The following is a 22,224-nucleotide window of genomic DNA, read 5'->3' as shown; positions in this document are numbered from 1 at the left end:
GGCGGCAACAGCCGCCGCTCCCTGATGCATCGCCGGCGCTGCCGGTGTTTACGGAATGATCGAACGATGAGCAACGCGCAACACTGGATTGCCCGCAAGGGCCAGCCGCTGCAGGGCAGCCTGACCATTCCCGGCGACAAGTCGGTCTCGCACCGCTCGGTGATGTTCGCCGCGCTGGCCGATGGCACCTCGCATATCGAGGGCTTCCTGGAAGGCGAAGACACCCGCGCCACGGCGCGCATCTTCAGCCAGCTCGGCGTGCGCATCGAAACCCCCAGCCCGTCGCAGCGCATCGTGCACGGCGTCGGCATCGACGGCCTGCAGGCACCCAGCGCACCGCTGGACTGCGGCAACGCCGGTACCGGCATGCGCCTGCTGGCCGGCCTGCTGGCAGGCCAGGCATTCGACTGCACGCTGATCGGCGATGAATCGTTGTCGGGCCGCCCGATGCGCCGCGTCACTGGCCCGCTGTCGCAGATGGGCGCGAAGATCGACACCCAGGATGACGGCACGCCGCCGTTGCATGTGCATGGCGGCCAGTCGCTGCACGGCATCGACTTCGCCTCGCCGGTGGCCAGCGCACAGATCAAGTCCGCAGTGCTGCTGGCCGGCCTGTACGCGCAGGGCGAAACCAGCGTGCTGGAACCGCATCCGACCCGTGACTACACCGAGCGCATGCTGTCGGCGTTCGGCGTGGACATCGAATTCTCACCGGGCAAGGCCCGCCTGCGTGGCGGCCAGCGCCTGCGCGCCACGGACATCGTGGTGCCGGCCGACTTCTCGTCTGCGGCGTTCTACCTGGTGGCCGCCAGCATCATTCCTGGTTCACAGCTGCGCCTGAAGCAGGTCGGCCTGAACCCGCGCCGCACTGGCCTGCTGCACGCGCTGCGCCTGATGGGGGCGGACATCACCGAAGAGAATCCGGCCGAGCAGGGCGGTGAGCCGGTGGCGGACCTGGTGGTGCGCTACGCCCCGCTGAAGGGCGCGCGCATTCCGGAAGCGTTGGTGCCGGACATGATCGACGAGTTCCCGGCGCTGTTCGTGGCCGCCGCCGCCGCAGAAGGCCAGACCGTGGTGAGCGGTGCGGCCGAGCTGCGGGTGAAGGAATCCGACCGCCTTGCTGCGATGGCCACCGGCCTGCGCGCGCTGGGCATGCAGGTGGACGAAACCGAAGACGGCGCCACCCTGCATGGTGGCGTTCGCCTGGGCAGCGGCACCATCGAAAGCCACGGTGACCATCGCATCGCCATGGCGTTCGCCATCGCCGGCCAGATCAGTGACGGCGAAGTGCGCATCAACGATATCGCCAATGTCGCCACGTCCTTCCCGGATTTCGATGGCCTGGCGCGCAGCGCCGGGTTCAACCTGGCCTGATCGTCACAGCAACCTCCGGGCCACGCCCGGCGGATCGCATTGCACGGTAGAAGCCAACCTCGGTTGGCGCGCTCACCTCATCCGGTAGGTGCCAACCTCGGTTGGCACGCTTTTCCGCATAAAAGGACGGAGGCCGAAGCCTCCGTCTAAACATCACGAACCCCTCGTCCGCGATCAACGCTGCTCGGTACGGAAATCCACCGGGACCCGCACCACGCTGGCGACGGCACGGCCCTCGTGCATCGCCGGCTGGAACTTCCAGTTCTGCACGGTGTTCAGCACCGCGCGATCCAGATCACGACTGCGCTCGCCGCTGCGCGAAACGATCGCAGCATTAGCGACATTGCCGTGGGTATCTACACTCAGGCTGGCGATCACGCTGCCCTGCACGCCACTACGCAGCGCAGCGGCGGGGTAGGTGGGCATGCGGTTGCTGGCCAGCGGGCGGGCCTCACGATTGCGCGCTACCGGCGCGGCCTTCCGCGAAGCAGTAGCCGGGGCTCCCTGGCGCGCGGCAGGGGCCGCTGCATCCGTCACCGCGGCCTGCTCGGGGGCTGGAAGCATGCGCTCACCGACCGGCGCTGGCGCCACATCTTCCTGGTTGGAATGACGCAGCCAGAGCAGGGCGGCAGCAAACATCGCCACGATCAGCGCGATCCACATCCAGGGCGACGTGGGTTTGTGCTGCAGGCTGGAATCCTCCTGCAGCTGCGGCGAATGAAGGTCTTCGTGGGTGGTGGCAGTCATCGCTAACTCCTTCCGTCAATGGACGACGTGGGAAGTGTTGCGCGAGCCACGGACGAGAAGTGTCAGCGTTGCGTCAACGCCACCGGCAGGGTTCAGTTTGCCTGCCGGGAAGTGTTCAGTTACTGGGTCTTGAAGTCGAACGGCACTTCAATGCTCCCGGGGACGGGCTGGCCGTTGCTCTGCGCGGGGGTGAAACGCCAACGGCGTACGGCGTCGGTGGCGGCACGGTCGAGGTCGCGTGAACCACTGCGCTGGATCACCGTGGCGTTGTTCGGATAGCCGGTGGCGTCTACATCCACGCGTACCACCACGGTACCGGTTTCGCCGGCGCGCAGGGCGGCGGCGGGGTACGACGGCGGCGGCGACTGACCGGCAATCGGCATCGGTTGGCTGTTGCCGGTCGTGGCCGGGGCAGCGCCCGGGGTGGCCGGGGCCGGCTCGGCGATCGGGGCGGGCGGTGGCGGGGCGGTTTCGACCAGCTTCGGCGCTTCTTCCTCGACCGGGGCCGGCTTGGCATCGGGCATGTCGCTGGAGCCGGCCGCAGCGGCCAACGGTTCCGGCAGGGGCTCGACCTGGGCGGTTTCCTGCGGGGTCTGCGCGGCCGGGTCGGCGCGGAAGAACTCCTTGTCACGGCCGGTCAGCCAGACCAGCACGAACAGCAGCACGCCCACGCCGAAGGCGATGCCGGCGATCTTCAGGGCGTTGCGCGGGATATGCACAGTAAACGACTTGGCGGACGACGAGCGGGGTGCAGACATGGACCGGACCAGTACGGAATAGCCCGATTCTGCCACGGCGGGAATGAACCGGGCGGCAGAAATCCGTATAACAAGCGATAATCCCATCCCTGATACCCACCACGACACCTGCCATGCTTGATCCAGCCCTGCTCCGCCACCAGCCCGCCGACCTCGCCGAACGCCTGCGCACCAGCCGCGGCTTCGAGCTCGACGTGTCTGCCCTGGAGTCCCTGGAGGCCGATCGCAAGCGCATCCAGGTGCGGACCCAGGAGCTGCAGAGCCTGCGCAACAGCCGTTCCAAGGCCATCGGCCAGGCCAAGGCCAAGGGCGAGGACGTTTCGGCCATCATGGCCGAGGTTGCCGCCTTCGCCGACGAGCTGAAGGCCTCGGAAGTGGCGTTGGACGAGCTGCGTGAGAAGATCGAAGCGATCTCGATGGGCATTCCGAACCTGCCGGCCGATGACGTGCCGGCCGGTGCCGACGAGAACGACAACGTCGAGCAGGCACGTTGGGGTACCCCGCGCCAGTTCGATTTCAAGGTGCTCGACCACGTCGAGCTGGGCGCCCGCAACGGCTGGCTGGACGGCGAGACCGCGGCCAAGCTGTCCGGCTCGCGCTTCACCGTACTGCGCGGCCCGATCGCGCGCCTGCACCGTGCGCTGGCCCAGTTCATGGTCGACCTGCACACCGGTGAGCACGGCTATGAGGAAACCAACGTGCCGCTACTGGTCAACGCCGATTCGCTGCGTGGCACCAGCCAGCTGCCGAAGTTCGAGGACGACCTGTTCAAGACCGCCGTGGGCGACTCCACGCGGTACCTGATCCCGACCTCGGAAGTGCCGCTGACCAACATCGTGCGCGACGAGATCGTCGAGGCCGAGCGCCTGCCGCTGCGTATGACCGCCCACTCGATGTGCTTCCGTGCCGAGGCCGGCAGCGGCGGCCGCGACGTGCGTGGCATGATCCGCCAGCACCAGTTCGAGAAGGTCGAGCTGGTCTCGATCAGCCGCCCGGAAGACAGCGACGCCGAACACCAGCGCATGACCCGCTGCGCCGAAGTGGTGCTGGAGAAGCTGGGCCTGCCTTACCGCAAGGTGCTGCTGTGCACCGGTGACATGGGCTTCTCGGCCATCAAGACCTACGACCTGGAAGTCTGGCTGCCGTCGCAGGAAACCTATCGCGAGATCTCCTCGTGCTCGAACTGTGGTGACTTCCAGGCCCGCCGCATGCAGGCGCGCTGGCGCAACCCGGCCACCGGCAAGCCGGAACTGGCGCACACGCTGAACGGCTCGGGCGTGGCGGTTGGCCGCGCGATGATCGCAGTGATGGAGAACTACCAGAACGCCGACGGCAGCATCACCGTGCCGGAAGCGCTGCGCCCGTACATGGGTGGGCTGGAAACCATCGCCTGATTCTCTGATCGGGTGGGTGCCATGCATGCATGGCACCGAATCCACGCATGGCGTGGATCTACTGGAGGATGTTGCACGCGCCCGGCATGAATTCACCGATGCCTCAGTAGATCCACGCCATGCGTGGATGAACCCCGCGATTACCGCATGGCCCGCAGCTTCTCCAGCGGCACCCATCCCGGTTCGCCGGTCTCCGGCACGCACCACGCCCAACCATTGAGCGTGCGCTGCCCACGCAGCACCTGCCCGGGATCCACATCCAGCTCCCGTGCGCAGTAATCCTCGGTGGCAAACGCGTCACCCTGCGCAGTGCGACCGATCACGGGCGCCGGCACGAAACCGGGCTGCTGCCCTTCGGCCTCGCACAGGAACCAGTCGTCCCAGCCCTCCGGGCCTTCATAGCGTTCGCCCACCACCAGCGCCTGGCCACGGCGCAGGGTGATCGGGTGCGGAAATTCGCTGCGGTGTGCAGTGGTCACGATGTAGTTCATGGCCCCAGCCTAACGTTCTGGTGAGCGCCGCGCATGGCACCGAATCCACGCACACGTGCAGTAGATCCACACCGTGCGTGGATGGCGAGCCCTCGGGCCAGACACAGAAAAGCGGCCCCGCAAAGCGGGGCCGCCAGGGTGGGCCGGGATGGGGGAGGGGATCCCGGCCCGCGTTCAGCGCCCAGACGAGGAGAGAGGGGCACCGAACGCTGGAACGCTTATGCAGCGGCGGCTTCAGCCGCTTCGTGCGACGGCAGGGCCGCCAACGCGCCAGCGATGGCGTCTTCACGGTGCTGCGGCGAGTAGGCGATGCCTTCGGCACGTACGAACTCGATGTCGTTGATGCCCCAGAAGGCGAACGTCTGGCGCAGGAACGGTTCCTGGAAGTCGGCCGGCGAATCGGTGTAGATGCCGCCGCGGCTGCTGACCACGATCACGCGCTTGCCGCCGGCCAGGCCGATCGGGCCGTTCTCGGTGTACTTGAAGGTGCGCCCGGCCACGGCCACGCGGTCGATCCAGGCCTTCAGCGTGGACGGGATGCTGAAGTTGTACATCGGCGCGCCGATCACCACGATGTCCGCGGCAAGGAACTGCTCGAGCACCTGTTCAGCATCGGCGGCTTCGGCCGCGTCCGCCTTGGCCAGCGAGCTGCTGCGAAGATGCGGTACCGGATTGGCGTCAAGATCGCGATAATCGATCTGCAGGCCTTCGATCTGCTGCTTGAAGCGGGCCACCACGGCGGCGGTCAGGTGGCGGGAGACGGAGTTCTCGCCAAGCACGCTGGCGTCGAGATGCAGAAGCTTCATGGTAGTCACCTATGTTCTGAGAGGGAGGGGCGGGGTGGCCCCGCCGACGGAGAGAACGATAGGTTGTTGCAAATGCGGGATAAAGGTGGTTGAATGCCACGTATTGTTCTAGATATGGAACTCGGGCATGCATGACCTGAATGATCTGTACTACTTCGCGATGGTGGTCGACCACGGCGGATTTGCCGCCGCCGAGCGTGCGCTGGGCATCCCCAAGTCGCGCCTGAGCCGCCGCATCAGCCAGCTGGAGACCGACCTGGGCGTGCGCCTGCTGCAGCGCTCCACGCGCCGTTTCGCGGTCACCGACGTCGGCACCAGCGTGCACCGCCACGCGCAGACGATGCTGGCCGAGGCGCAGGCCGCCCGCGAAGTGGTCGACCGCCTCAGTGCGGAACCGCGCGGCGTGGTGCGCGCCAGCGTGCCGGTGTCGCTGGCGCAGATGCAGCTGCCCAAGCTGCTGCCCAAGTTCCTTGAGCAGTACCCGAAGGTGCGCCTGCAGCTGAACATCAGCAACCGCCGCGTGGACATCATCAACGAAGGCTATGACGTGGCCCTGCGCGTGCGTTCGCGCCTGGACGACGACGGCAGCCTGGTGATGCGCAGCTTCGGCCAGGTGCAGGAACTGCTGGTGGCCAGCCCGAAGTACCTGGACCGCGCTGGCCGGCCGAAGGACCCGGAAGAGCTGACCCAGCACGTTACCCTCAGCATCAGCGAAGACGAAGCACGCCAGCGCTGGGAACTGCATGGTCCGGAAGGCGAAGTGCGCCGGGTCGACCTGCAGCCGCGCGTAGCCGGCTTCGATTTCCCGCTGCTGCAGAGCATGGTGAAGGACGGCTTCGGCATCACCATGCTGCCGGAAACCGTGTGCGCCGATGCCGTGCGCAATGGCGAGCTGGAAGTGGTGCTGCCGGACTGGTCGCTGCCGCAGGGCGTGTGCCATGCCGTGTTCGCCTCGCGCCGTGGCCTGCTGCCGGCGGTGCGCGTGTTCATCGACTTCCTGGCCGAACATCTGCCGCCGCAGCTGGAGGCCTCGCGCCTGCATTGCGATGGTGCCTGCGAGAAGGCCAAGGAGCGGATCAAGGCCAGTGCACTGGGTGCGCTGGCGGTGGATGCCGGCTGAGGGACATCAACGGTAGCGCCGGGCCATGCCCGGCGTTGCTGTTTCCGGGCGTCGATCACTTCCGCCCGAACAATCGGTCCCAGAAGCTGCGTCGCGGGGCTGCCTGCGGTGCTGGCTGGGCTGCAATGACCGGTGCCTCCAGCACCGCTATCAGCTCCGCGCTGCGTGGCTTCTTCAGGAAGCGCGCGTAGTCCAGGTAGCTGGTCACCTTGCTCATGTGCAGGCGCTCCGGCATCGCCGGCAATGCGCCGCCCTGCAGCAGTACCCGCAATGCCTGCGGACGGTCCAGCCGGATCGCCTCGAACACCGCGGTGCCGCCGCAGTCCGGTTCGATCTGATTGGCGCGCTGCGGCGCATCCTTCAACAGGTCGCGCAGCGCATCCGCGTCGTCCCGCTCCACGGCCGCCACCAGCCGCGCCAGCGCTTCCGCTTCTTCACGTGGAAGGTTGTCGCGATAGGCCTGGTCGGCGATCTCGCGCTCGTCGCGCCCGTCTCCGCGCTGGATGCACAGGAAATCGGTGACCAGAGCGACCGGAATGCCGGACGTATCCAGCGCCCAGTAGCTTGGGTAAACGCCGTCGCCCCAGCCGCTGGTGAATACGACCAGGCCATGCGGTGAGTCCTCGCCCCAGGGGCGGTATTCGGTGCCTTCGTCCAGGCCATCATGGTCGATCAGCGCATCCGACCACTCGCCGCCTTCGTCGCCATCGGCCCGTTCGATCAGGGCCAGCAGTGCCTGCTGGGTGTCGGTATCCATGAAGCAGCCGATGCCGGCGTCGACCGGGTAGCCGATGAAGCTGTCCTCATCCAGTCCGGTCAGGTCCTGCGTGGTCCAGCGCGCCATCTGCCAGTGCAGCGCAGACGCGGTGAGTGCCTGACGCGGCTTGAACCAGACCACGGCCAGGGCTGGGCGGCCGCTGTGCACGATGATTTCCACCGGATGCCGACCCAACGGGGCGGTGTAGTCGGCCAGCGCAGGCGCCTCGGCCTGGACCAGTGGATCGCAGACCACCAGATGCCCACTACTGACCGGCAGGTGCCCAGCGAAAGTGCGATGCAGGGCCACTGCGGCCAGCTGGGTGTCGTCCAGCAGGGTAGTGCGCAGGTTGGCCAGGTCGAGGTGGGCCATGGGGGCTCCGATTGCAGTGAAGGCCCCACCGTGCCGGATGCGAAGGGCGGGGGCAAGGGTGGTCTTGGGCAAATGCCCTTCACGTGCGAGAATACGCCGCTGCCCGGGCGACCGGGACCCGATTGGAGAGATGGCCGAGCGGTTTAAGGCACCGGTCTTGAAAACCGGCGAAGGGTTAAACCTTCCGTGGGTTCGAATCCCACTCTCTCCGCCAAGGTAATTCCTAAGCCCCTGTTCTCAGGGGCTTTTTTCGTTTTTAGGCAGCGCGTCCCATGCTTTGACCCACATTCTGTGGATACGTGATCGAAGCAATGAAACGGTCGATGTCCTCTTTCAACCATACCGCACGTGCGCCGATCTTGTACGACTTCGGGAACGTCCCTTCCTTCACCCGGCGATAGATCGACGAGTGGCCCAAGCTGGTGCGCACTGCGACGACTTCAATTGGTTGCAGGTCGGCGTGCAGTTCCGCGACAGTGATCTCGCGCGTCTTGTTTGTAGCCATGTTGTCCTCCTTCAGTTGGTGGCCAGCGCAGCGCGCAGCTGCTCGGTGGCGGGGTTCATGCGATTGCTTCCAGCGGCAGCCCGCGCTGGTGGCCAGAATCCTGGGCTGCGGGGGAGATCCACAGACATTCGGTGCGGATCGCTCCGCCACGTCCCGCGGCGATGCGTGCCGTTATCTCTACCCGTTGCCGTCCGGTCAAGGTGTCGTCGTACAGCTCCGTTCGATATCCACTGACAGCAACCATTCCACGTAGTGCGAGCAGCGCAGTCAGTAGTTCCTGGTGATCCTGGAAGGCCATTTCGTGCCTGTAATAGCCGGCCTTTCCGGCCTGCATCACCCGAGTGCTGTGCACGTAGGGTGGGTCGACGTAATGGAGCGTCTGCGGTGTGTCGTGCTGCCTCATCACCTCGATCGCCGGCCGGTTCTCGATAAGGACGCCGCTGAAGCGATCCGCGATCGCAGCCAACCCATCGGGGAACTTCTGCCACATATGCTGCGCAGTGCCATAGGTACGCTGCGAGTCGATGCGGAACCCGGTCTTTCCTTTGTCGCACCCGCAGAACCAAAACCCATCTGCGCACGTAATACCAAGCGGCGGGCACGCTCAACCGGATCTGCTGTAGGCTCCCATGCCTGGTCGAACTCGGCGCGGGCATAGGGAGTCAGCCTGCAGGTCTCGATCAGTGATTCCCGCTGCGCGATGTCCTGTAGGACGCGGAAGAAATTCACAACGTCCCCATCCAGGTCGTTGTAGACCTAGGCGTAGCTGCGGGCCTTCGTGAGCAGCACGCCTGCGGCACCGCCGAACGGTTCCACGTAGGTGCGGTGTGCAGGCAGGTGCTGGTGAATCCAGCCAGAGATTCGGAACTTCGCGCCGTGATATCGGAATGCCGGCGTAGTGATCATGCGGCGCACCTCCGCCAGCACCAGCGCAGCCCTGCGCGCGCGGCGCGGCATGCGCGGCTGATCGCCCACAGGGTAGCGATGCGGGCCGCAAACCCGACCAGGGCGAACACGTGGACCATCGCAGCGGTGAGCAGTTGGTCAGCCATGGGGCTGCTCTTGCGAGAATGGCGACGTGGCAAAATGCGGATCCGCATACTCGACGGTCATGAGATGGATTGGTGGAATGGAATCAGCACTTGTTCGCCGTTGGGGGCCGACCGGTGCGTGCTTTGGTGGGACGCATGGGCAGTTGTGGCCGCAGTGTTCGGCGGCATTGGGAGCTGGTTGGCAGCGTTTGCAACCTATCTCGCGGTAGTGCGCCCTGCGCGACGCCTGAGAGCCGAGGAGCTTGTGATAGCGGAGACTGCGATGGAGCATTTCGCAGCCGACTTGATCGAATTCCGATACCGTCTTGGAAGTGTTGGATTCTCGATCCAGATGGTGAAGGCGAAATCGCCTCCAGAGAGCACGAAGCAGACCGTGCGCGGCTGGGCTCGGCACAATCTTGTGGTTCCAGAGCTGAGGGCCACCCCAGAAACAGCGGGGCTCGTCAAATCGCTGAATAGACTTCGGCGTGCCATTAGAACCTGGCTCAAGACTGTTGAGACGTTTGATATGTCGCCGATGGAAGAGTTTCATGCAGAATTGGCAGAGTACGAAGTGGATGCTCTCCACTCGCATTTCGCCCAGCTGATGGATGAGATTCGAGCGATGGCGGAGATGATCAAACCCATGGCCCCCGTTTTCCGGCGTGATCTTGATCTGGTCGTCAATGGCGGTAATAACTTCCTTCCAATGCCCAGTCCGCCCGATAAGTTGTGAGTCGAAGCTCATTTGCCCACCGCCTGGCTGTCGATCAGGTCCAGCACGGCCGCCGCTTCAATCTCGATGGCGTCGATCCCTGATTCCTCAGGCGTTTCGGCCCAGTCATCAATCCAGTTCAGCAGCGCCTGCACCGTCGAACGGATGCGGCCCAGGTCTACGGCCTGCGCGGGCCGGGCGGCGTAGAGCGGCACGACGCGCGGAGGGTGGGTCAACGCACTCACTTCCGCGATGCGAGATGCGCTTCTTGTCACCTCGGGCGATTCCATCGGCATATCGGACCAATGGACAAGCCACGCTACCGGCTCCCCCACCGGCTGGCGGGCGGAGAGGTACTGCCATGCTTCCCATGCTCCTGCTGTAAGCTCGCTGGTGTATTCGCCGACCACGAACGTAGGGCCGCCAGCGCTACGGTGCATGTCGTAGTTCTGTGACTTCGCCCACGTTTCAAACGGGATTCGCCCATCCCCCTGACCACCCGGGGAGGGCTGGGCGGAGAGGGCGCGACGGTTCCAGTTGGAAACGAAGTTCTCTTTGAAGCCAAACTCAATGGGGCCGCTGTGCTGGCAGACGGTGCAGGCGATACACGAGCCGCCCTCGTTCTCCCCCGACCCGATACCGAAGTCGATGCGTTCAGCGGCTGCACCGCAGAACGGGCAGGGCAGTAATCCATCCTCCAACTGCACGAGGCCGCCATGCTTCGGGGGCGGCAAGGTAACGGGAGCGGACCCAGCCTGGAGGATATCGTTCGAATCAATGTCGGTCATGGCAGAATCGGCTCCTACAGGGAGGGTCTATGGCGATTGAGTTCTGTCCGCTTGCGGACGAGGTGGGGAATCTGGCTGACTGGTTTGCAGTCGGGATCGGCGCGGTCGCGGCTGTGAGCACTACGGTCGTGGCCTTCTTGGCCTACAGGACATCTGATCGCGCTGCAGGTATCGCCGAGGAGGCGAAGCGGATCGCGCAACAGCAGCACGGGGAAGCAGTGAAACTGCGGGAGGAGAATGCGCGGATCATTGGCCGACTTTTGCTCTATGAAGTGACCGCGCTGCCCGTGCGGATGGGCGTAATGGTCAAAGATCTCGATACGGGCATCGACGTGCACGCTCGCAGAATTCGCGACGGTGGGGCTATGTGTCGCGCTCTCGACGAAGCAGAGCGTGCGCTGCTTCCAGGCGCAGAGCGCGTTGAGGACAGGATCCACAACTTGCCCGACAGCATCGGCGCAGATCTGGCTACCCTCATCGGTGGAAGCCGCACGCTTGGAGATTTGGTTCGAAAGATCCGGGAGCGAGTGATCAAGCCGACCGGCGTCAACCCGACGTGGCGTTATGGAGCTGACTATGCAGACTTTCAGTTTTTGCTTGGTCAGCTCGAGTGGCTGCGAGGAATAAGCGAGCAATTTGCGGCCGAGTTCCGCGAATTTGTTGGCGTTCCTGCGGAGGAGCAAATCGGCCCAGCGAACCCCGAAGCTACGCCGTAGGCTGGCATTTGCGCAGTCAACCATGGCCCGCGTTCCTAGCTTCCATCACGCCGATTGCTAGCGGCCGCACGAACCATGCACCGAGGCCGTCCTCAGTCTCGCCGAACCAAGCTAAGCGCCAGTCTTCGCCCGGTGCTGCAGGGTTCCAGTGATGCAGCTCTTGGGCGGCGCTGTAGACATCAGATCCGATACCTTCGTCGGAGAATTCGCCCTCAACCACCACCAGTTCGAAACCCTGCGCGAGGAAAAGAGGGCGTAGCGATACCTCGCGGCCGTCGGCCCACGCCGGCACGTCCGGATGGCACAGGATCTCTCCGTCGGCGTTGCGCGCCGGGAGGCGACTGGGGTGGTACAGGTCCCGCCACGGGTCGGCCGGATCGACCACGGTGCGACTCTGACTTCTGACCAGCTCCAGCAATTCGGTCGCCTGCGCCAGCCGGGCACGGGTGGTATCGCAGAGCGGCGTGTCGCCATCCTGCATGCTGCTGCGCAGAGTCGCCACATAGGCGGTTATGGCGGCTTCGAACACGCGCAGATCCTGCAAGCGCGGCAGGCGGTGGTGCAGATCCCGCAGCACGGTCAGGGCCTGCGCGAGGGTGATGGCCTTCGCCTGGTTGGGCATCGAGGAAGAGCTGAGCGCTGTACAACTGCGCCTGGCGAACACAGTTATCGAATGCCTGCCATGGCAAGAGTGCGTGCGGCGCTACGATCGGCCGGGGACGCTGTTCTACCTCGATCCGCCGTATTGGGAAACGGAGGGTTACGGCGTCGAGTTCCCCTTCGCCGAGTACGAGGCCATGGCCGAGCTGATGCGCGGCTCGGTCGGGCGCTTCGTGGTCTCGATCAACGACCACCCTGAGATCCGCGAAGTGTTCGCCGGCTTCGACCTGGTGCCGCTGCAGCTCGACTACACCATAGGTGGCGGGCAGGGGAGAGGGAAGAAGTTCGGAGAGCTGATCATCAAGAGCTGGGACGACAGCCAGGCCACCCTGCTGTAGACGTCACGCAACTTGCTGGAGCAGGTCCTCGCGATTGTTGCGTGGCGTGTTGACGGCGCGGCTGACCCTGTACGCCTCCATGGACGGAGGCGAGCTTGCCAGCAGCATCGCCATGGCATCGTCGGGGCTGGCTGCCATCCACTCATCGATCTGACCGGCCTGCAACCAGGCCGGCATGCGGTCGTGGATGTCGGCGGAGACGCCGCTGCTGTCGCTGGTGATGATGGTGAAGGTGCCAAGGTTCCCGTCGGGTAGTAAGGGGCCGGTGTCCTCCCACAGACCTGCAGCCAGCAGCGGTTGCGCCGCGTGGATGAACCACGGGTCTTTTTTGCCGTCCTCGGGGCTGACCGAACACTCGTAGTACCCGGCCATGGGGATCACGCACCGGCGCTTCTTGAACGCAGACCGGAAAGCGGGCTTGGTGGCCACCGTCTCGATCCGCGCGTTGATGGTCGAACCCTGCAGGCCCTTGGCCTTGGCCCAGAACGGCAGCAGGCCCAACGCCAGCCGAGTTACCTGCCGGCCTTCGCCCCGGTCCAGGATCACCGAGGCGCGCTGTGTCGGCGCGAGGTTGTAGCTTGGCTGGATCTCGGCCAGGCCAAGGGCAAGGTCAGCCAGGCCGGGCTGGCCGAAGTCGACAACGGGGAGCTGGACGAATCGGCCGCACATACAACAATGATAGGTCGGCTAACCGTTCGAAGCGCGTATACGACTTGCTCAGATCGAGTGCCGCGATTGCTTATTCGCCGCCGGCTCTACCGTAAGCAACTGCCCCTCGCCGTAGAGCTAGAACGTCCAGCAGTTTGTCGGATCTGGGCGCTGTGCGGTGCAGGGGGAGTCGACGCCCCAATCTGCATGACGCGCAACTGCTGCTATCATCCGCCGACCCAATTCGAACGCAGGGATGCAGTCGTGGCAATTACAAGCATTATCGTACGTGGCTCGCGCGCAGCAGCACTGGGTTTGCCTGAGCAGACTTTGTACCGTTTAGGTTCTTACGTGGTCTTTGCTGGGAAGAATGGTAGCGGCAAATCTAGGTTGCTGCGTTATGTTTCTGAAATTATTAACTTTGCTAAGTCGGTGGACAAGGAAAAATACAAAGCGCAGCTCGAGGGTATGAGAAGTCAGTCGGCGACCTATCGCGCTCGTCCGGAGATGATACAAAATATGGAGCAGCTGGAAATCCTGCTGTCTGACGTGGGGGGAGTGGTGTCGGATGGCCCCCACGGCCACGCAGTGAGTTTTCTTCCATCCTCAGGTGATCTGGCAAATCCTGACGATATGGCGAGGAGCACGCGCGAGACGCACGCCTCCAACCTTAAACAAGGTGATGCCACTCATTGGAACTCGAGTGTGTTGGCATACATTGCTAAACTTCAGGACGAATGGCGAGAAGCTACACATCAACATTCAACGCATCAACAGGCGGACATTGATCGAGCCATTGAGCGCTATGAATCTTTGAACGAAGCGGTGGAGCAGTTCTTTGGCCAGCGCTTGGAGCGAGGATTGGACGGAACGCTTACGATGTACGGAAAGAACATCGCACGCGCCGAATTGTCTTCGGGGCAGAAGATTGCGCTTCAGCTCATAGCGGCGCTTCACGCTCAAGCTGACGAACTTGGGCCGTCTGTCCTTGTCTTGGATGAGCCCGAGAATCATCTGCATCCTGCTGCGCTAGTACACCTCTTGTCGCGCATTCGTAAGAACGCTCCAGACGTTCAAATTTGGATTGCTACTCACTCCATCCCACTTTTGGCTTACATCAACTCCATACAGCCAAGTGCCATTTGGGGTGTCGACGATGGCAAAGCCGAATTTGCAGGCCGCAAGGCAGAGGATGTGATCAAGAGCCTTCTCGGTAATGACGAGAATATTGGCCATCTGACGTCATTTCTGAGTCTCCCATACCATTTGGCATCAAATAATTATGCGTATCAATGCCTGCTTCCCCCGGAGGTGGTATATACCGGCCAGGCGGATTCTCAGCTGCAACAAATACGTAGATCGCTGAATGATCTTAGGGGGTCGGACGCCCTGAAGGTCGTCGATTTTGGGGCGGGGAAAGGTCGCTTGGTTGAAGCTCTGGCGTCAGACGATGATGAGGGGGCGCTCTTCGATTACATCGCATTCGATCCATGTTCGGACGACGCCGCCGTTTGCCAGGATGCGATTAAGCGAAAGTATGGATCTTCAGAGGGTAGGTATTTCAACGATGATGAAGCACTAATAGCGTCAAGGGGGGCATCTTGGGCCGACTGCGTCGTAATGACAAACGTGCTCCATGAGGTTCCTGTCGAAGATTGGTTGCGGCTTTTTTCTCCCTCCGGCCTCATTTCGAGAATTCTTAAGTCGGGTGGATACGTATTGATTGTCGAAGATCAGCGAATACCCGTGGGTGAGATGGCTCATCAGAACGGTTTTCTTCTCATGAGTACGAATGAGCTGATGGAGTTTTTTGCCATAACTGCCGATGATAGAGCGGCTGGAAATTTCAGGGCAAGTGACGATCGTGATGGGCGGCTGACTGCCCACTTGGTCTCTAAGCACCTATTTCAGAGGGTTACGGCGGGCAGTCGGCGGGCGGCGGTTGAAGCTATTAGAAATTTGGCGATCCGGAATATAGTCAAGCTGAGGGTGGCTGAGAAGTCCTATGCCAATGGTTTGCTGCACGGGTTATGGGCCCAGCAGTTGGCAAATGCAACGTTGGCATTGGAGCAAATTTGATCGTGGCCCAATTCGCTGAGGGGTCGAGCCTTGCTCGACCATGCCAAATCAGGCGCTCAGCGTCCTTATATCCTCTAAGGATACGGTCTAACCGGCCCGCGATTGACTTCGAACAGCAGCAGTTCCATGGCCTTGATCGCTGCCTCGCGCCGGATCTCACGCTGGCTTCCCCGATTTCCTGGCTTGTTCAGAATCACCGTCACTTCAACGTCGCCGGCCACAGAAAGGGTCAGTGTTGAGGCCGTATCGTCACCAACAAATCTGCCGTTCACTAAGGTTTCGTCGCTCATTGTCTGTTCCAGGGGCGTGGGAATCCACACCGTAGCGAAGTTCAATCGCGCCAGTTGAGACGATGGCGGCGCGCTTGGACGCAGCGCCGTTCCGGTAGGCCTGGCGAGCTTCGCCATGTGAGACTATTGCTTGAAGCCAAAGGGATAAAGGCATGGACCTCGATTGGAAGGTCATCATCTCAACACTAGTTGGCGGCGCGATTACGTTCGCAGCGACCACTGGGCAGGAGATGCTTAGAAATCGACGGGTAAGAAGGGCGACAATGCTGTCCGTCGGAGCAGAGATCGCTGCAGGGCTCGATATCGCGCGGGCTCGAGGTTGGGCAAAGGACGTCGAAGACTGCATCGAGCAGGCCATGCAAGGAAGGGTCGTGCGGCTCACCATTTTATTGCCGAAGGAGACGATCCCCTCGTGCCGTGCTGCTCTCGCACAAGGGGCCTTGGGGGACGGTGAGCTAACCGGGCTGGTAACGTGCTTTGTGATTGCTGTCGATGGCCTGAAAGCAGACCTGGATCGCCTGTTCGAGTACGACTTCGATAGTCCAAGATGCATGGTCTCGGCGGATGACCCAGAACACGCAGTGAAGTTGTATGTGGAAATGCTTGGGTTGCTGATCGCGATCGAGAACTTCGGAGCGGATGCCATAGCCTTGGCTGCCAAACGGCTGGGCCGAAAGGGCAAGTGGTTGCGAGAGAAGTTCGAGCGTTTGGCAGCGCCTGAAACGTTAAGGTAGCTTTCTCAGCCTCTGAGACGCGGAGCCGTATCCTTCGGCTATGCGCTCTTCCCACGGCTTCCGCACCGCCCCGATCCCGTCTGGCTGAGTCCAGACCGGTGAGCGCTGGGCGCTCTGGTACAACGGCCGCGTGACGGCCAGCGTCACGCCCGATGGCGGTTCTGGGGTCAGGCTATGGATGGAGGACCAGAAGATGTGGGAGGTGAAGGAAGTGCGGGCCGCCAATGTCCGACAGGCAAAGCGCTACGGCGAGCGCTGGTGCGCCGCCAGGCTGTATCCCGATCTTCCTTTGCGCGAGGCAGTCGCCCGGCTGACTGACACCACGCCGATCCAGCTGCCGCCGCCGCTGCCAGGACTGCCGCCGACCCGCGAGCAGCAGCAACAGGCAAGGCGCCTGGCCGAGGCCGGAGCGAAGGAGGTCGAGCGGATCAAGGCGGCGCTTGAGCCGCGCAAGCCGCCGGCAGAGACCAAGCCCCGAGCGAGGGACGTCCGCACAAAGGCGTGGATGAGAGCAGGGCTGCAGCAGATGCGACGCTAAGCCGAATATCGACAGGCATGGTGGGATCACCGAAATCTGCTTGGTCGATCAAAAGCACTTGCGTAATTTATCTCGGGCCACTAATTGGTGCGTGATAGTCCGCGTATATTTTTCCATAAAGGCTGGACACGGAGATGTTGAATTCTATTGACTTAATTTTTTGGCTAATTAGGCGCTTGTCAGTATCACCCAGATTCTTGGTTAGAAGGATGGTGTCAATAGATAGGCCTGGTGCGATGTAGCTGCCGACTACCATCATATTTCTCTCTGTAAAAATTGGCTCTACCGCGTCCTTCATAAGCCAATCGCAGAATTTCTCGAATTGGGATGGTTCCAAAAGATTGAGAGTCCCACCTTCCGTGGTGGCGCTAAAGGCGACAAGCCGCGCGACGCCGGGACCGTGGTTGGTTACCCTTAGAACGTAAGTGACAACGCCCAGAGAAATGTCCATGTGGGGGCGCGCTACTCTAATGTTGTGACGTCTTTGGACTTCAGCAAATGCGATTGAGAATCCAAGGGCTAGTAGAGCAACAACGAGCGAGCAGATCGCCACGATGTCTGATGCCGATTGTCCGGCTGAACTGACCGCTGGTTCCGCAAACACAATCGTTTTGGCAATCACGCTGATCATCCCTGAAGAAAATTCGCCCAAGCATCCATTAGGGGGCGCCGCTTGTCCAGAAGGTGCCCTCGGCGATATGCCGCCTCTGCTTTGTTCTTGATGGCATGCGCCATCGCCATCGCCATCTCCACCACCTCGTTTGAATAGTCCGTGGTCTCGGCAGCCCAGTCTCGGAAGCTAGATCGGAAGCCATGGACGGTGAATGGCAGCCCCAAGCCTTTCGGTGCGGGCTTCTGCACCAGGTAGAGCATCGCGTTCTCGGACAACGCGAACGGTGGCTCCTTGCGGGACAGTGGTTCCAGGATCGCCAACGCAGCGTTGGTCAGTGGCACGATGTGTTCCCGGCCGCCCTTCATCCTGCTGGCCGGGATGGTCCACAGTCGGTGTTCCAGATCGAATTCTGGCCAATCCGCGCCAGTTACCTCGGCCGTCCTGGCTGCGGTCAGGATGACGAACTGCAGCGCCCGTCGGCTGCGCGCCTCTCGCCCGGCAAGGGTGGCCATGAAGGCAGGCACATCCGCGTAAGGCATCGCGTCATGGTGCTTGGGCTTGGTCACCTTGGTGGGCTTGGGGAGCAGGTTCTCCAGATGGCCGCGCCAGCGCGCCGGGTTGTCTCCGTCACGCTGCCCGTGGACCTTCGCCCAGTCAAGCACGCGCTCGATACGTCCGCGCACGCGCGTGGCTGTCACCGTCTTTTCGGTCCAGATGGGGCGCAGGCAAGCCATCACCAGGGGAGTATCGACGTTCCCAACTGGCGTATCTCGCGCCGGTCCGTAGGTTCGTAAGGATTGCTCCCACTGCTCGGCCTGGGCCTCGTTCTTCCAGCCGGCGCGGTGGGAGGCGATATAGGCATCTGCCGCATCGCCAAAGGTGGTGCCGGCTGACCGGCTCATTCGGCGGGCCTCAATTGGGTCATCTCCCGCGAGCAGCTGGCGGCGGTGCTGGAGAGCTGATGCACGAGCCTCCTGCAGGCTGACCAGCTGCGTGGGCCCCAGCCCCATCTCCCGGCGTCTGCCGGCGCGCTGGTAGCGCAGCACCCAGGACTTTGAGCCGGTTGGTCCGACCAGCAAGTACAGGCCGCCGCCATCTGCGTGATAGCCTACCTTGGTCGTGGTCTGCACGGCGCGCGCGCTAAGTCGATTGGTCGGTCTTGCCATCAATAGTGCCCCACAGTTCGCCCCATGTTTGGGGTCCTGATTCCGCGAGACTCGATGGTATGGGTGTGGAGTCTCAGGCGTTGATACGCCTAGGTTTCTGGACTCCCTGAGAGATTGTGAGAGTGTCAAATCGGCCGCTCTCTCCGCCAGGATTCCAGAAGGCCCCTAGAGATAGGGGCCTTCTTGCTTTCTCAGGCGTCTCTACCTGTGCAGCTGTCTTCAGCTGAGGACAGGGATGGAAGCAAGAAACTCCTGGCACAGCATCGAGAAATCGTTTCGGACCGTTGCGATCCCGCTGTTTCACGCGGACTCTACTTGCGCCGTATCCTTGGGGCGCCAGCACAAAACACCGTTCACTGAGCTAGTATTCAGGTTTCACGGACAGGACTGATCATGAGTGAAATGGGTGCGGTGGACCCGGCGTCGGCAGAACGGTCACGAGTAGAGAGTGAGACGCTGCCGCTTGTCATCCAGACGGTCGGAGGTTTGTCGGCCGCGGTTGGCGTCATCAGCATCGCGTTGGCGCTTGCTGGCATTGTTCCCTGGCTTTTGGGATCAGGCGTCTCCGCGCTTCTCGCTGCGCCTTTCCTTTATGGCTTTGCAGACATCGTGTTGAGCTTGAGAAAGTTGTGCTCAAAGCGTTGATGCGGGTGCTGGAAAAAGATCTATAAGCCGGCCCAGTGCCGGCTTTCTCTTTGTGGGAAAGTGGGAGTCGGTAGCCCTGCCGCCCGCTACAGCCGGCCGCCCACCGCTGAGATGCGGTGTCTGCGCGTTCGAACGGATGGCAGATCCTGGACGGCTACCCGCGACGCCCATCCTTCGGCTTGTTATGGCACAACGGATAGCTGGAGCACGACCGGAAAGCCCCATGCGGTCCATTGCGGTCCACGAACACGCCCACCTTGCACACCGGGCAGCGCTCTTCCGAAATGGCCGCGCCTGAAATCGCGGTCACTTCTACTGCCCCGTCCTTCACCAGCTCATCCAGGAACGGCGAGTGCTTGCCCTGCAGGGTGAACATCGCAACCGACCGTCGCGCTCGCGTAAGCGCCACATAGAACAACCGCCGTTCTTCGCTCAGTGGATAGGTGTCGCCATCCGGCATCGCCAGCGAAAGCACCGGGTCATCCGGCCGTAGGCTGGGGAAGCCTCGGTGGATCATCCCCGGCAGGATCACGTAGTCCGCTTCGCGTCCCTTCGATCGATGTGCCGTAAGGAACTCTACATCCATCGTGCTGCCGAAGGCTGTCTTCCAATCCGGTGGCACCGCGCTGCGATCGGCGCGGTAGCGCCCCAGGATGAACACCGTCACGCGTCCATTGCGCCCTTGTGGCACCGCCCCGGACAACAATTGCTGATGCAGCTTGGTGAGGTACTGGCGAACGCCATACTGCAGCTCCTCACGCCGATTCATCTGGAACGCCTGCAGCACCGGGCCCATTGCCGGTGCAGTGGAACGAACCTCCTTGACGATCTGCGCGGGGTTGCGGCTGATGAAGCGGCTGGAAACATCACATAGCGCCTGCGGGCAGCGGAATGTCTGCTCCAGTTTCAGTACCTGGCCATGCCCCATCCATTGGCGGAATCCGGTCATCACTGAAACGTCTGCACCGGCGAAGCGATTGATCGACTGCCAGTCATCGCCTACCGCAAACAGGTAGCGCCCTGGTTGACTTACCAATGCACGGCAGAGGCGTGCACGGGCGCGCGAGGCATCCTGGAATTCATCGGCCATCACCAGCTCGTAGGGCGATTCATAGCGGCCCTGTTCCAGCAGCCCGGCCGCCATGTTGAGCATGTCTTCGAAATCGATGCCGTGCTCGTCAGCCAGTGCGTTGTCCCAGGCCTGGAAAACAGGGCTGGCGATCTCCAGGAAGCGTCGATGCCGTTCCTTGAACTGATCTTCGGGCATCTGCCGCAGGCGCGCGGCCATATCGTCCAGCGTCAGACAGTTGCTCTTGGCGTGGGCAATGAAGGTGCGCATCAAGCCGATCAGGTCTGCATCCGGCATCGGCTTGGCGCCCTGATCGGGCAATTCGCGGTCCGGGTTCGGGTCGAGTTCGACATCAGACGCGCCAAGTCGCTCCGCAAGATCCTGCAGGGCATGTCCACTGCGCAGTCCAAACGACGTCGTCTCGACCAGCGCGGTGCCGCGCGCTGCATGCTGCTGGCGCTTCCAGTGCATGCCTTCGCTGTAGTTGGCAAAGTGCTTCGGCGGCTGTCCATCGGCATCCAGCGCAAAGTGCTCGTGATACAGTCCGGCGCCCGGATAATAGAAGTCGGGGCGATACTGGCGGTGGGTGTCGGTCGCCGTATCAAATTCGTAGCGTCGCTCGTAGTCGTACGTCACGCCGTTGTAGAACAGCCAGTCGGCGATCACGCATTCTTCCAGGCTCTTCACCCGCTCACCCTGCAGGGTGCGGATGTAGGGTGTGCCATCGCGTTCGTAGCCGTCGGCCTCCATTTCCGCGCCGAATGGCGGCAGGTCGCGCCCGAATACCAGGCGGAACATGTCCCATTGGGTGCGGAAGTGGGTCGAGCGATCCTTCAGGTCGTCCACCAGTTCGGCCAGCTTGTTGAAGCCCAGCGTGGCGTCAATGGCCCATTCCGGGATATCGGGCTTGCGCCCCGTGGCTTTTGCGATGATGGCCAGGCCGAGTGCATGGAAGGTCCGTACCTCAATCGTGATGTCGCCCATGCCTAATCGGTCGAAGGAACGCTGTGCGCGTTCTTCAAGCTCTCTGGCGGCATCCTTGTTGAAGGCGAGCATCACGATGCGTTCGGGTTCGACAAAGCCGCGGTCAATGGCATAAGCGGCCTTGGCGACCATCGTGGAGGTCTTGCCTGAGCCGGCCGCGGCCACGACCTGGACCCGGTTGTCGAAGCAGATGACGGCGCGGGCCTGTTCCTCGGTCAGCGGTCTACTCTCGACCCGGTCCAGGAAATCCTTGGCCAACACCAGCTCGCGCCGGGTCATGGCCTCGTTGGCTTCGGCCCAGGCAGCGGGCCAATCCAGGTTCCAGTCGCGCAGGACGTCCAGCGCTGCGCGATGGCTGTCCGCATGCAGATCTTCATGCACGTCCTCATCGCGGAACAGCTGCTCCAGCTCCAGCGGCTGCAGGGGCAGGGCGGAGCGCTTCGCCAGCAGCGCCTGCTGCTGCTCGTGGGTGATCCAGCGGCGGCCGGCATTGCCTCGGTCGATGAGGGCGTCCGCGTCGTTCAACCACGACTGAATCTGTTGCAGAACGCTGTCAAACAAGGCATTGCGCCCACGCGTGGTGCGCGCAAAGAGCATGTGTTTCAGGGCCGCAGCAAGCCGGGATGCTTGTCCGTTGGGGAGCCCGTCTACGCACAGCCCAGCGGCATCGCCGGTCTGCAGCTCGACCCGTGACCAGAAGACCCCTGGATGGATCTGCACCTGCTGGTCCTCATCCACGCGCTGCCGGAACTGCTGGCCGGACACACTGAGTTCAACATACTCGCCATCAAGCCGCAGCGACCAATGGGGCGAACGGGTCACGCGTCGGCCCCAGCCCGAGGGGCACCATTCCATAGACATCCAGATACTGCCTTGCAAGCGTCAA

The 22,224-nt window shown here is 62.7% G+C and carries 26 protein-coding genes and 1 tRNA gene; 11 read left to right on the top strand and 16 right to left on the bottom strand.

Annotated elements, in window-relative coordinates; genetic code table 11:
- Positions 1 to 66: 66 nt before the first annotated feature.
- Entirely contained in the window at positions 67 to 1,374 is a 1,308-nt protein-coding gene (gene aroA / locus M1L61_RS14290) for a 3-phosphoshikimate 1-carboxyvinyltransferase (protein ID WP_019337282.1), read from the top strand.
- Positions 1,375 to 1,548: 174 nt separating this feature from the next.
- Here the strand turns inward: aroA and M1L61_RS14285 are convergent, their stop codons facing one another.
- Positions 1,549 to 2,121 carry an energy transducer TonB gene (locus M1L61_RS14285; RefSeq protein WP_248853691.1) on the bottom strand — a complete coding sequence of 191 codons (573 nt, stop codon included), beginning with the start codon at positions 2,119 to 2,121 and terminating at the stop codon, positions 1,549 to 1,551.
- A gap of 119 nt (positions 2,122 to 2,240) precedes the next feature.
- Positions 2,241 to 2,879, bottom strand: coding sequence for an energy transducer TonB (locus tag M1L61_RS14280; protein WP_100446140.1), 639 nt, complete (start codon positions 2,877 to 2,879; stop codon positions 2,241 to 2,243).
- Positions 2,880 to 2,992: 113 nt separating this feature from the next.
- Between M1L61_RS14280 and serS the strand changes: the two genes are divergently transcribed.
- Positions 2,993 to 4,273, top strand: coding sequence for a serine--tRNA ligase (serS, locus tag M1L61_RS14275; RefSeq protein ID WP_049436699.1), 1,281 nt, complete (start codon positions 2,993 to 2,995; stop codon positions 4,271 to 4,273).
- A gap of 140 nt (positions 4,274 to 4,413) precedes the next feature.
- Here serS and M1L61_RS14270 read toward each other — a convergent pair whose 3' ends face one another.
- A complete protein-coding gene (locus M1L61_RS14270; protein WP_019337278.1) occupies positions 4,414 to 4,764 on the bottom strand; it encodes a hypothetical protein in 351 nt (116 codons plus the stop codon).
- Between the two features lie 218 nt (positions 4,765 to 4,982).
- Positions 4,983 to 5,570, bottom strand: a complete 588-nt coding sequence (locus M1L61_RS14265; protein WP_010480565.1) for an NAD(P)H-dependent oxidoreductase — start codon at positions 5,568 to 5,570, stop codon at positions 4,983 to 4,985.
- A 127-nt stretch (positions 5,571 to 5,697) separates the two neighbouring features.
- Between M1L61_RS14265 and M1L61_RS14260 the strand changes: the two genes are divergently transcribed.
- On the top strand, positions 5,698 to 6,690 hold the full coding sequence (locus M1L61_RS14260) for a LysR family transcriptional regulator (RefSeq protein ID WP_049429058.1): 993 nt from the start codon (positions 5,698 to 5,700) through the stop codon (positions 6,688 to 6,690).
- A 55-nt stretch (positions 6,691 to 6,745) separates the two neighbouring features.
- On the opposite strand, the gene M1L61_RS14255 is transcribed toward M1L61_RS14260, so the two are convergent.
- A complete protein-coding gene (locus tag M1L61_RS14255; RefSeq protein ID WP_248853690.1) occupies positions 6,746 to 7,819 on the bottom strand; it encodes a DUF4241 domain-containing protein in 1,074 nt (357 codons plus the stop codon).
- A 124-nt stretch (positions 7,820 to 7,943) separates the two neighbouring features.
- Here M1L61_RS14255 and M1L61_RS14250 point away from each other — a divergent pair.
- Positions 7,944 to 8,033, top strand: a tRNA-Ser gene (locus M1L61_RS14250).
- A gap of 42 nt (positions 8,034 to 8,075) precedes the next feature.
- Here the strand turns inward: M1L61_RS14250 and M1L61_RS14245 are convergent.
- From M1L61_RS14245 to M1L61_RS14230, 4 genes are all read right to left on the bottom strand, one after another.
- Complete coding sequence (locus tag M1L61_RS14245; RefSeq protein WP_248853689.1) at positions 8,076 to 8,324, bottom strand: AlpA family phage regulatory protein; 249 nt, start codon at positions 8,322 to 8,324, stop codon at positions 8,076 to 8,078.
- A 55-nt stretch (positions 8,325 to 8,379) separates the two neighbouring features.
- Positions 8,380 to 8,814 carry a hypothetical protein gene (locus M1L61_RS14240; RefSeq protein WP_248853688.1) on the bottom strand — a complete coding sequence of 145 codons (435 nt, stop codon included), beginning with the start codon at positions 8,812 to 8,814 and terminating at the stop codon, positions 8,380 to 8,382.
- A 266-nt stretch (positions 8,815 to 9,080) separates the two neighbouring features.
- Positions 9,081 to 9,230, bottom strand: a complete 150-nt coding sequence (locus M1L61_RS14235) for a DNA adenine methylase (protein WP_248853687.1) — start codon at positions 9,228 to 9,230, stop codon at positions 9,081 to 9,083.
- Positions 9,227 to 9,376 (bottom strand): hypothetical protein, encoded by a 150-nt coding sequence (locus tag M1L61_RS14230; protein ID WP_248853686.1) that lies wholly within the window; start codon positions 9,374 to 9,376, stop codon positions 9,227 to 9,229. Before M1L61_RS14230 ends, M1L61_RS14235 begins: the two co-directional genes overlap by 4 nt.
- On the opposite strand from M1L61_RS14230, the gene M1L61_RS14225 reads away from it, so the two are divergent.
- Positions 9,375 to 10,091: a hypothetical protein gene (locus tag M1L61_RS14225; protein ID WP_248853685.1), complete on the top strand. Its 717-nt coding sequence runs from the start codon at positions 9,375 to 9,377 to the stop codon at positions 10,089 to 10,091. The genes M1L61_RS14230 and M1L61_RS14225 overlap by 2 nt on opposite strands.
- 8 nt (positions 10,092 to 10,099) lie before the next feature.
- Here M1L61_RS14225 and M1L61_RS14220 read toward each other — a convergent pair whose 3' ends face one another.
- Positions 10,100 to 10,858, bottom strand: a complete 759-nt coding sequence (locus M1L61_RS14220) for a hypothetical protein (protein ID WP_248853684.1) — start codon at positions 10,856 to 10,858, stop codon at positions 10,100 to 10,102.
- A gap of 29 nt (positions 10,859 to 10,887) precedes the next feature.
- Between M1L61_RS14220 and M1L61_RS14215 the strand changes: the two genes are divergently transcribed.
- Positions 10,888 to 11,574: a hypothetical protein gene (locus M1L61_RS14215; protein ID WP_248853683.1), complete on the top strand. Its 687-nt coding sequence runs from the start codon at positions 10,888 to 10,890 to the stop codon at positions 11,572 to 11,574.
- A 16-nt stretch (positions 11,575 to 11,590) separates the two neighbouring features.
- On the opposite strand, the gene M1L61_RS14210 is transcribed toward M1L61_RS14215, so the two are convergent.
- Complete coding sequence (locus tag M1L61_RS14210; protein WP_248853682.1) at positions 11,591 to 12,196, bottom strand: hypothetical protein; 606 nt, start codon at positions 12,194 to 12,196, stop codon at positions 11,591 to 11,593.
- Between M1L61_RS14210 and M1L61_RS14205 the strand changes: the two genes are divergently transcribed.
- Positions 12,174 to 12,572 carry a DNA adenine methylase gene (locus M1L61_RS14205; RefSeq protein ID WP_248853681.1) on the top strand — a complete coding sequence of 133 codons (399 nt, stop codon included), beginning with the start codon at positions 12,174 to 12,176 and terminating at the stop codon, positions 12,570 to 12,572. The genes M1L61_RS14210 and M1L61_RS14205 overlap by 23 nt on opposite strands.
- 3 nt (positions 12,573 to 12,575) lie before the next feature.
- Here M1L61_RS14205 and M1L61_RS14200 read toward each other — a convergent pair whose 3' ends face one another.
- A complete protein-coding gene (locus M1L61_RS14200) occupies positions 12,576 to 13,241 on the bottom strand; it encodes an SOS response-associated peptidase (protein WP_248853680.1) in 666 nt (221 codons plus the stop codon).
- Positions 13,242 to 13,427: 186 nt separating this feature from the next.
- Here M1L61_RS14200 and M1L61_RS14195 point away from each other — a divergent pair, with 186 nt between their 5' ends.
- Positions 13,428 to 15,299, top strand: a complete 1,872-nt coding sequence (locus M1L61_RS14195) for an AAA family ATPase (RefSeq protein WP_248853679.1) — start codon at positions 13,428 to 13,430, stop codon at positions 15,297 to 15,299.
- Between the two features lie 74 nt (positions 15,300 to 15,373).
- Here M1L61_RS14195 and M1L61_RS14190 read toward each other — a convergent pair whose 3' ends face one another.
- Positions 15,374 to 15,589: a hypothetical protein gene (locus M1L61_RS14190; RefSeq protein WP_248853678.1), complete on the bottom strand. Its 216-nt coding sequence runs from the start codon at positions 15,587 to 15,589 to the stop codon at positions 15,374 to 15,376.
- A 152-nt stretch (positions 15,590 to 15,741) separates the two neighbouring features.
- Between M1L61_RS14190 and M1L61_RS14185 the strand changes: the two genes are divergently transcribed.
- The gene (locus M1L61_RS14185; protein ID WP_248853677.1) at positions 15,742 to 16,323 is read left to right on the top strand and encodes a hypothetical protein; all 582 of its coding nucleotides are present in this window, start codon (positions 15,742 to 15,744) and stop codon (positions 16,321 to 16,323) included.
- A gap of 193 nt (positions 16,324 to 16,516) precedes the next feature.
- Complete coding sequence (locus tag M1L61_RS14180; protein ID WP_248853676.1) at positions 16,517 to 16,861, top strand: hypothetical protein; 345 nt, start codon at positions 16,517 to 16,519, stop codon at positions 16,859 to 16,861.
- A gap of 67 nt (positions 16,862 to 16,928) precedes the next feature.
- On the opposite strand, the gene M1L61_RS14175 is transcribed toward M1L61_RS14180, so the two are convergent.
- Positions 16,929 to 17,513 (bottom strand): hypothetical protein, encoded by a 585-nt coding sequence (locus M1L61_RS14175; RefSeq protein WP_248853675.1) that lies wholly within the window; start codon positions 17,511 to 17,513, stop codon positions 16,929 to 16,931.
- Positions 17,489 to 18,640, bottom strand: a complete 1,152-nt coding sequence (locus tag M1L61_RS14170; protein WP_248853674.1) for a site-specific integrase — start codon at positions 18,638 to 18,640, stop codon at positions 17,489 to 17,491. Before M1L61_RS14170 ends, M1L61_RS14175 begins: the two co-directional genes overlap by 25 nt.
- 393 nt (positions 18,641 to 19,033) lie before the next feature.
- Here M1L61_RS14170 and M1L61_RS14165 point away from each other — a divergent pair, with 393 nt between their 5' ends.
- Positions 19,034 to 19,285 carry a hypothetical protein gene (locus tag M1L61_RS14165; protein ID WP_248853673.1) on the top strand — a complete coding sequence of 84 codons (252 nt, stop codon included), beginning with the start codon at positions 19,034 to 19,036 and terminating at the stop codon, positions 19,283 to 19,285.
- A 154-nt stretch (positions 19,286 to 19,439) separates the two neighbouring features.
- On the opposite strand, the gene M1L61_RS14160 is transcribed toward M1L61_RS14165, so the two are convergent.
- Entirely contained in the window at positions 19,440 to 22,193 is a 2,754-nt protein-coding gene (locus tag M1L61_RS14160; RefSeq protein ID WP_248854784.1) for a UvrD-helicase domain-containing protein, read from the bottom strand.
- Positions 22,194 to 22,224: the final 31 nt, after the last annotated feature.

It is taken from the genome of Stenotrophomonas sp. NY11291 (assembly GCF_023277365.1).
Classification (GTDB): domain Bacteria; phylum Pseudomonadota; class Gammaproteobacteria; order Xanthomonadales; family Xanthomonadaceae; genus Stenotrophomonas; species Stenotrophomonas geniculata.
The sequence above is the reverse complement of the archived record's forward strand: the minus strand, read 5'-3'. Positions and strand labels throughout refer to the sequence as shown.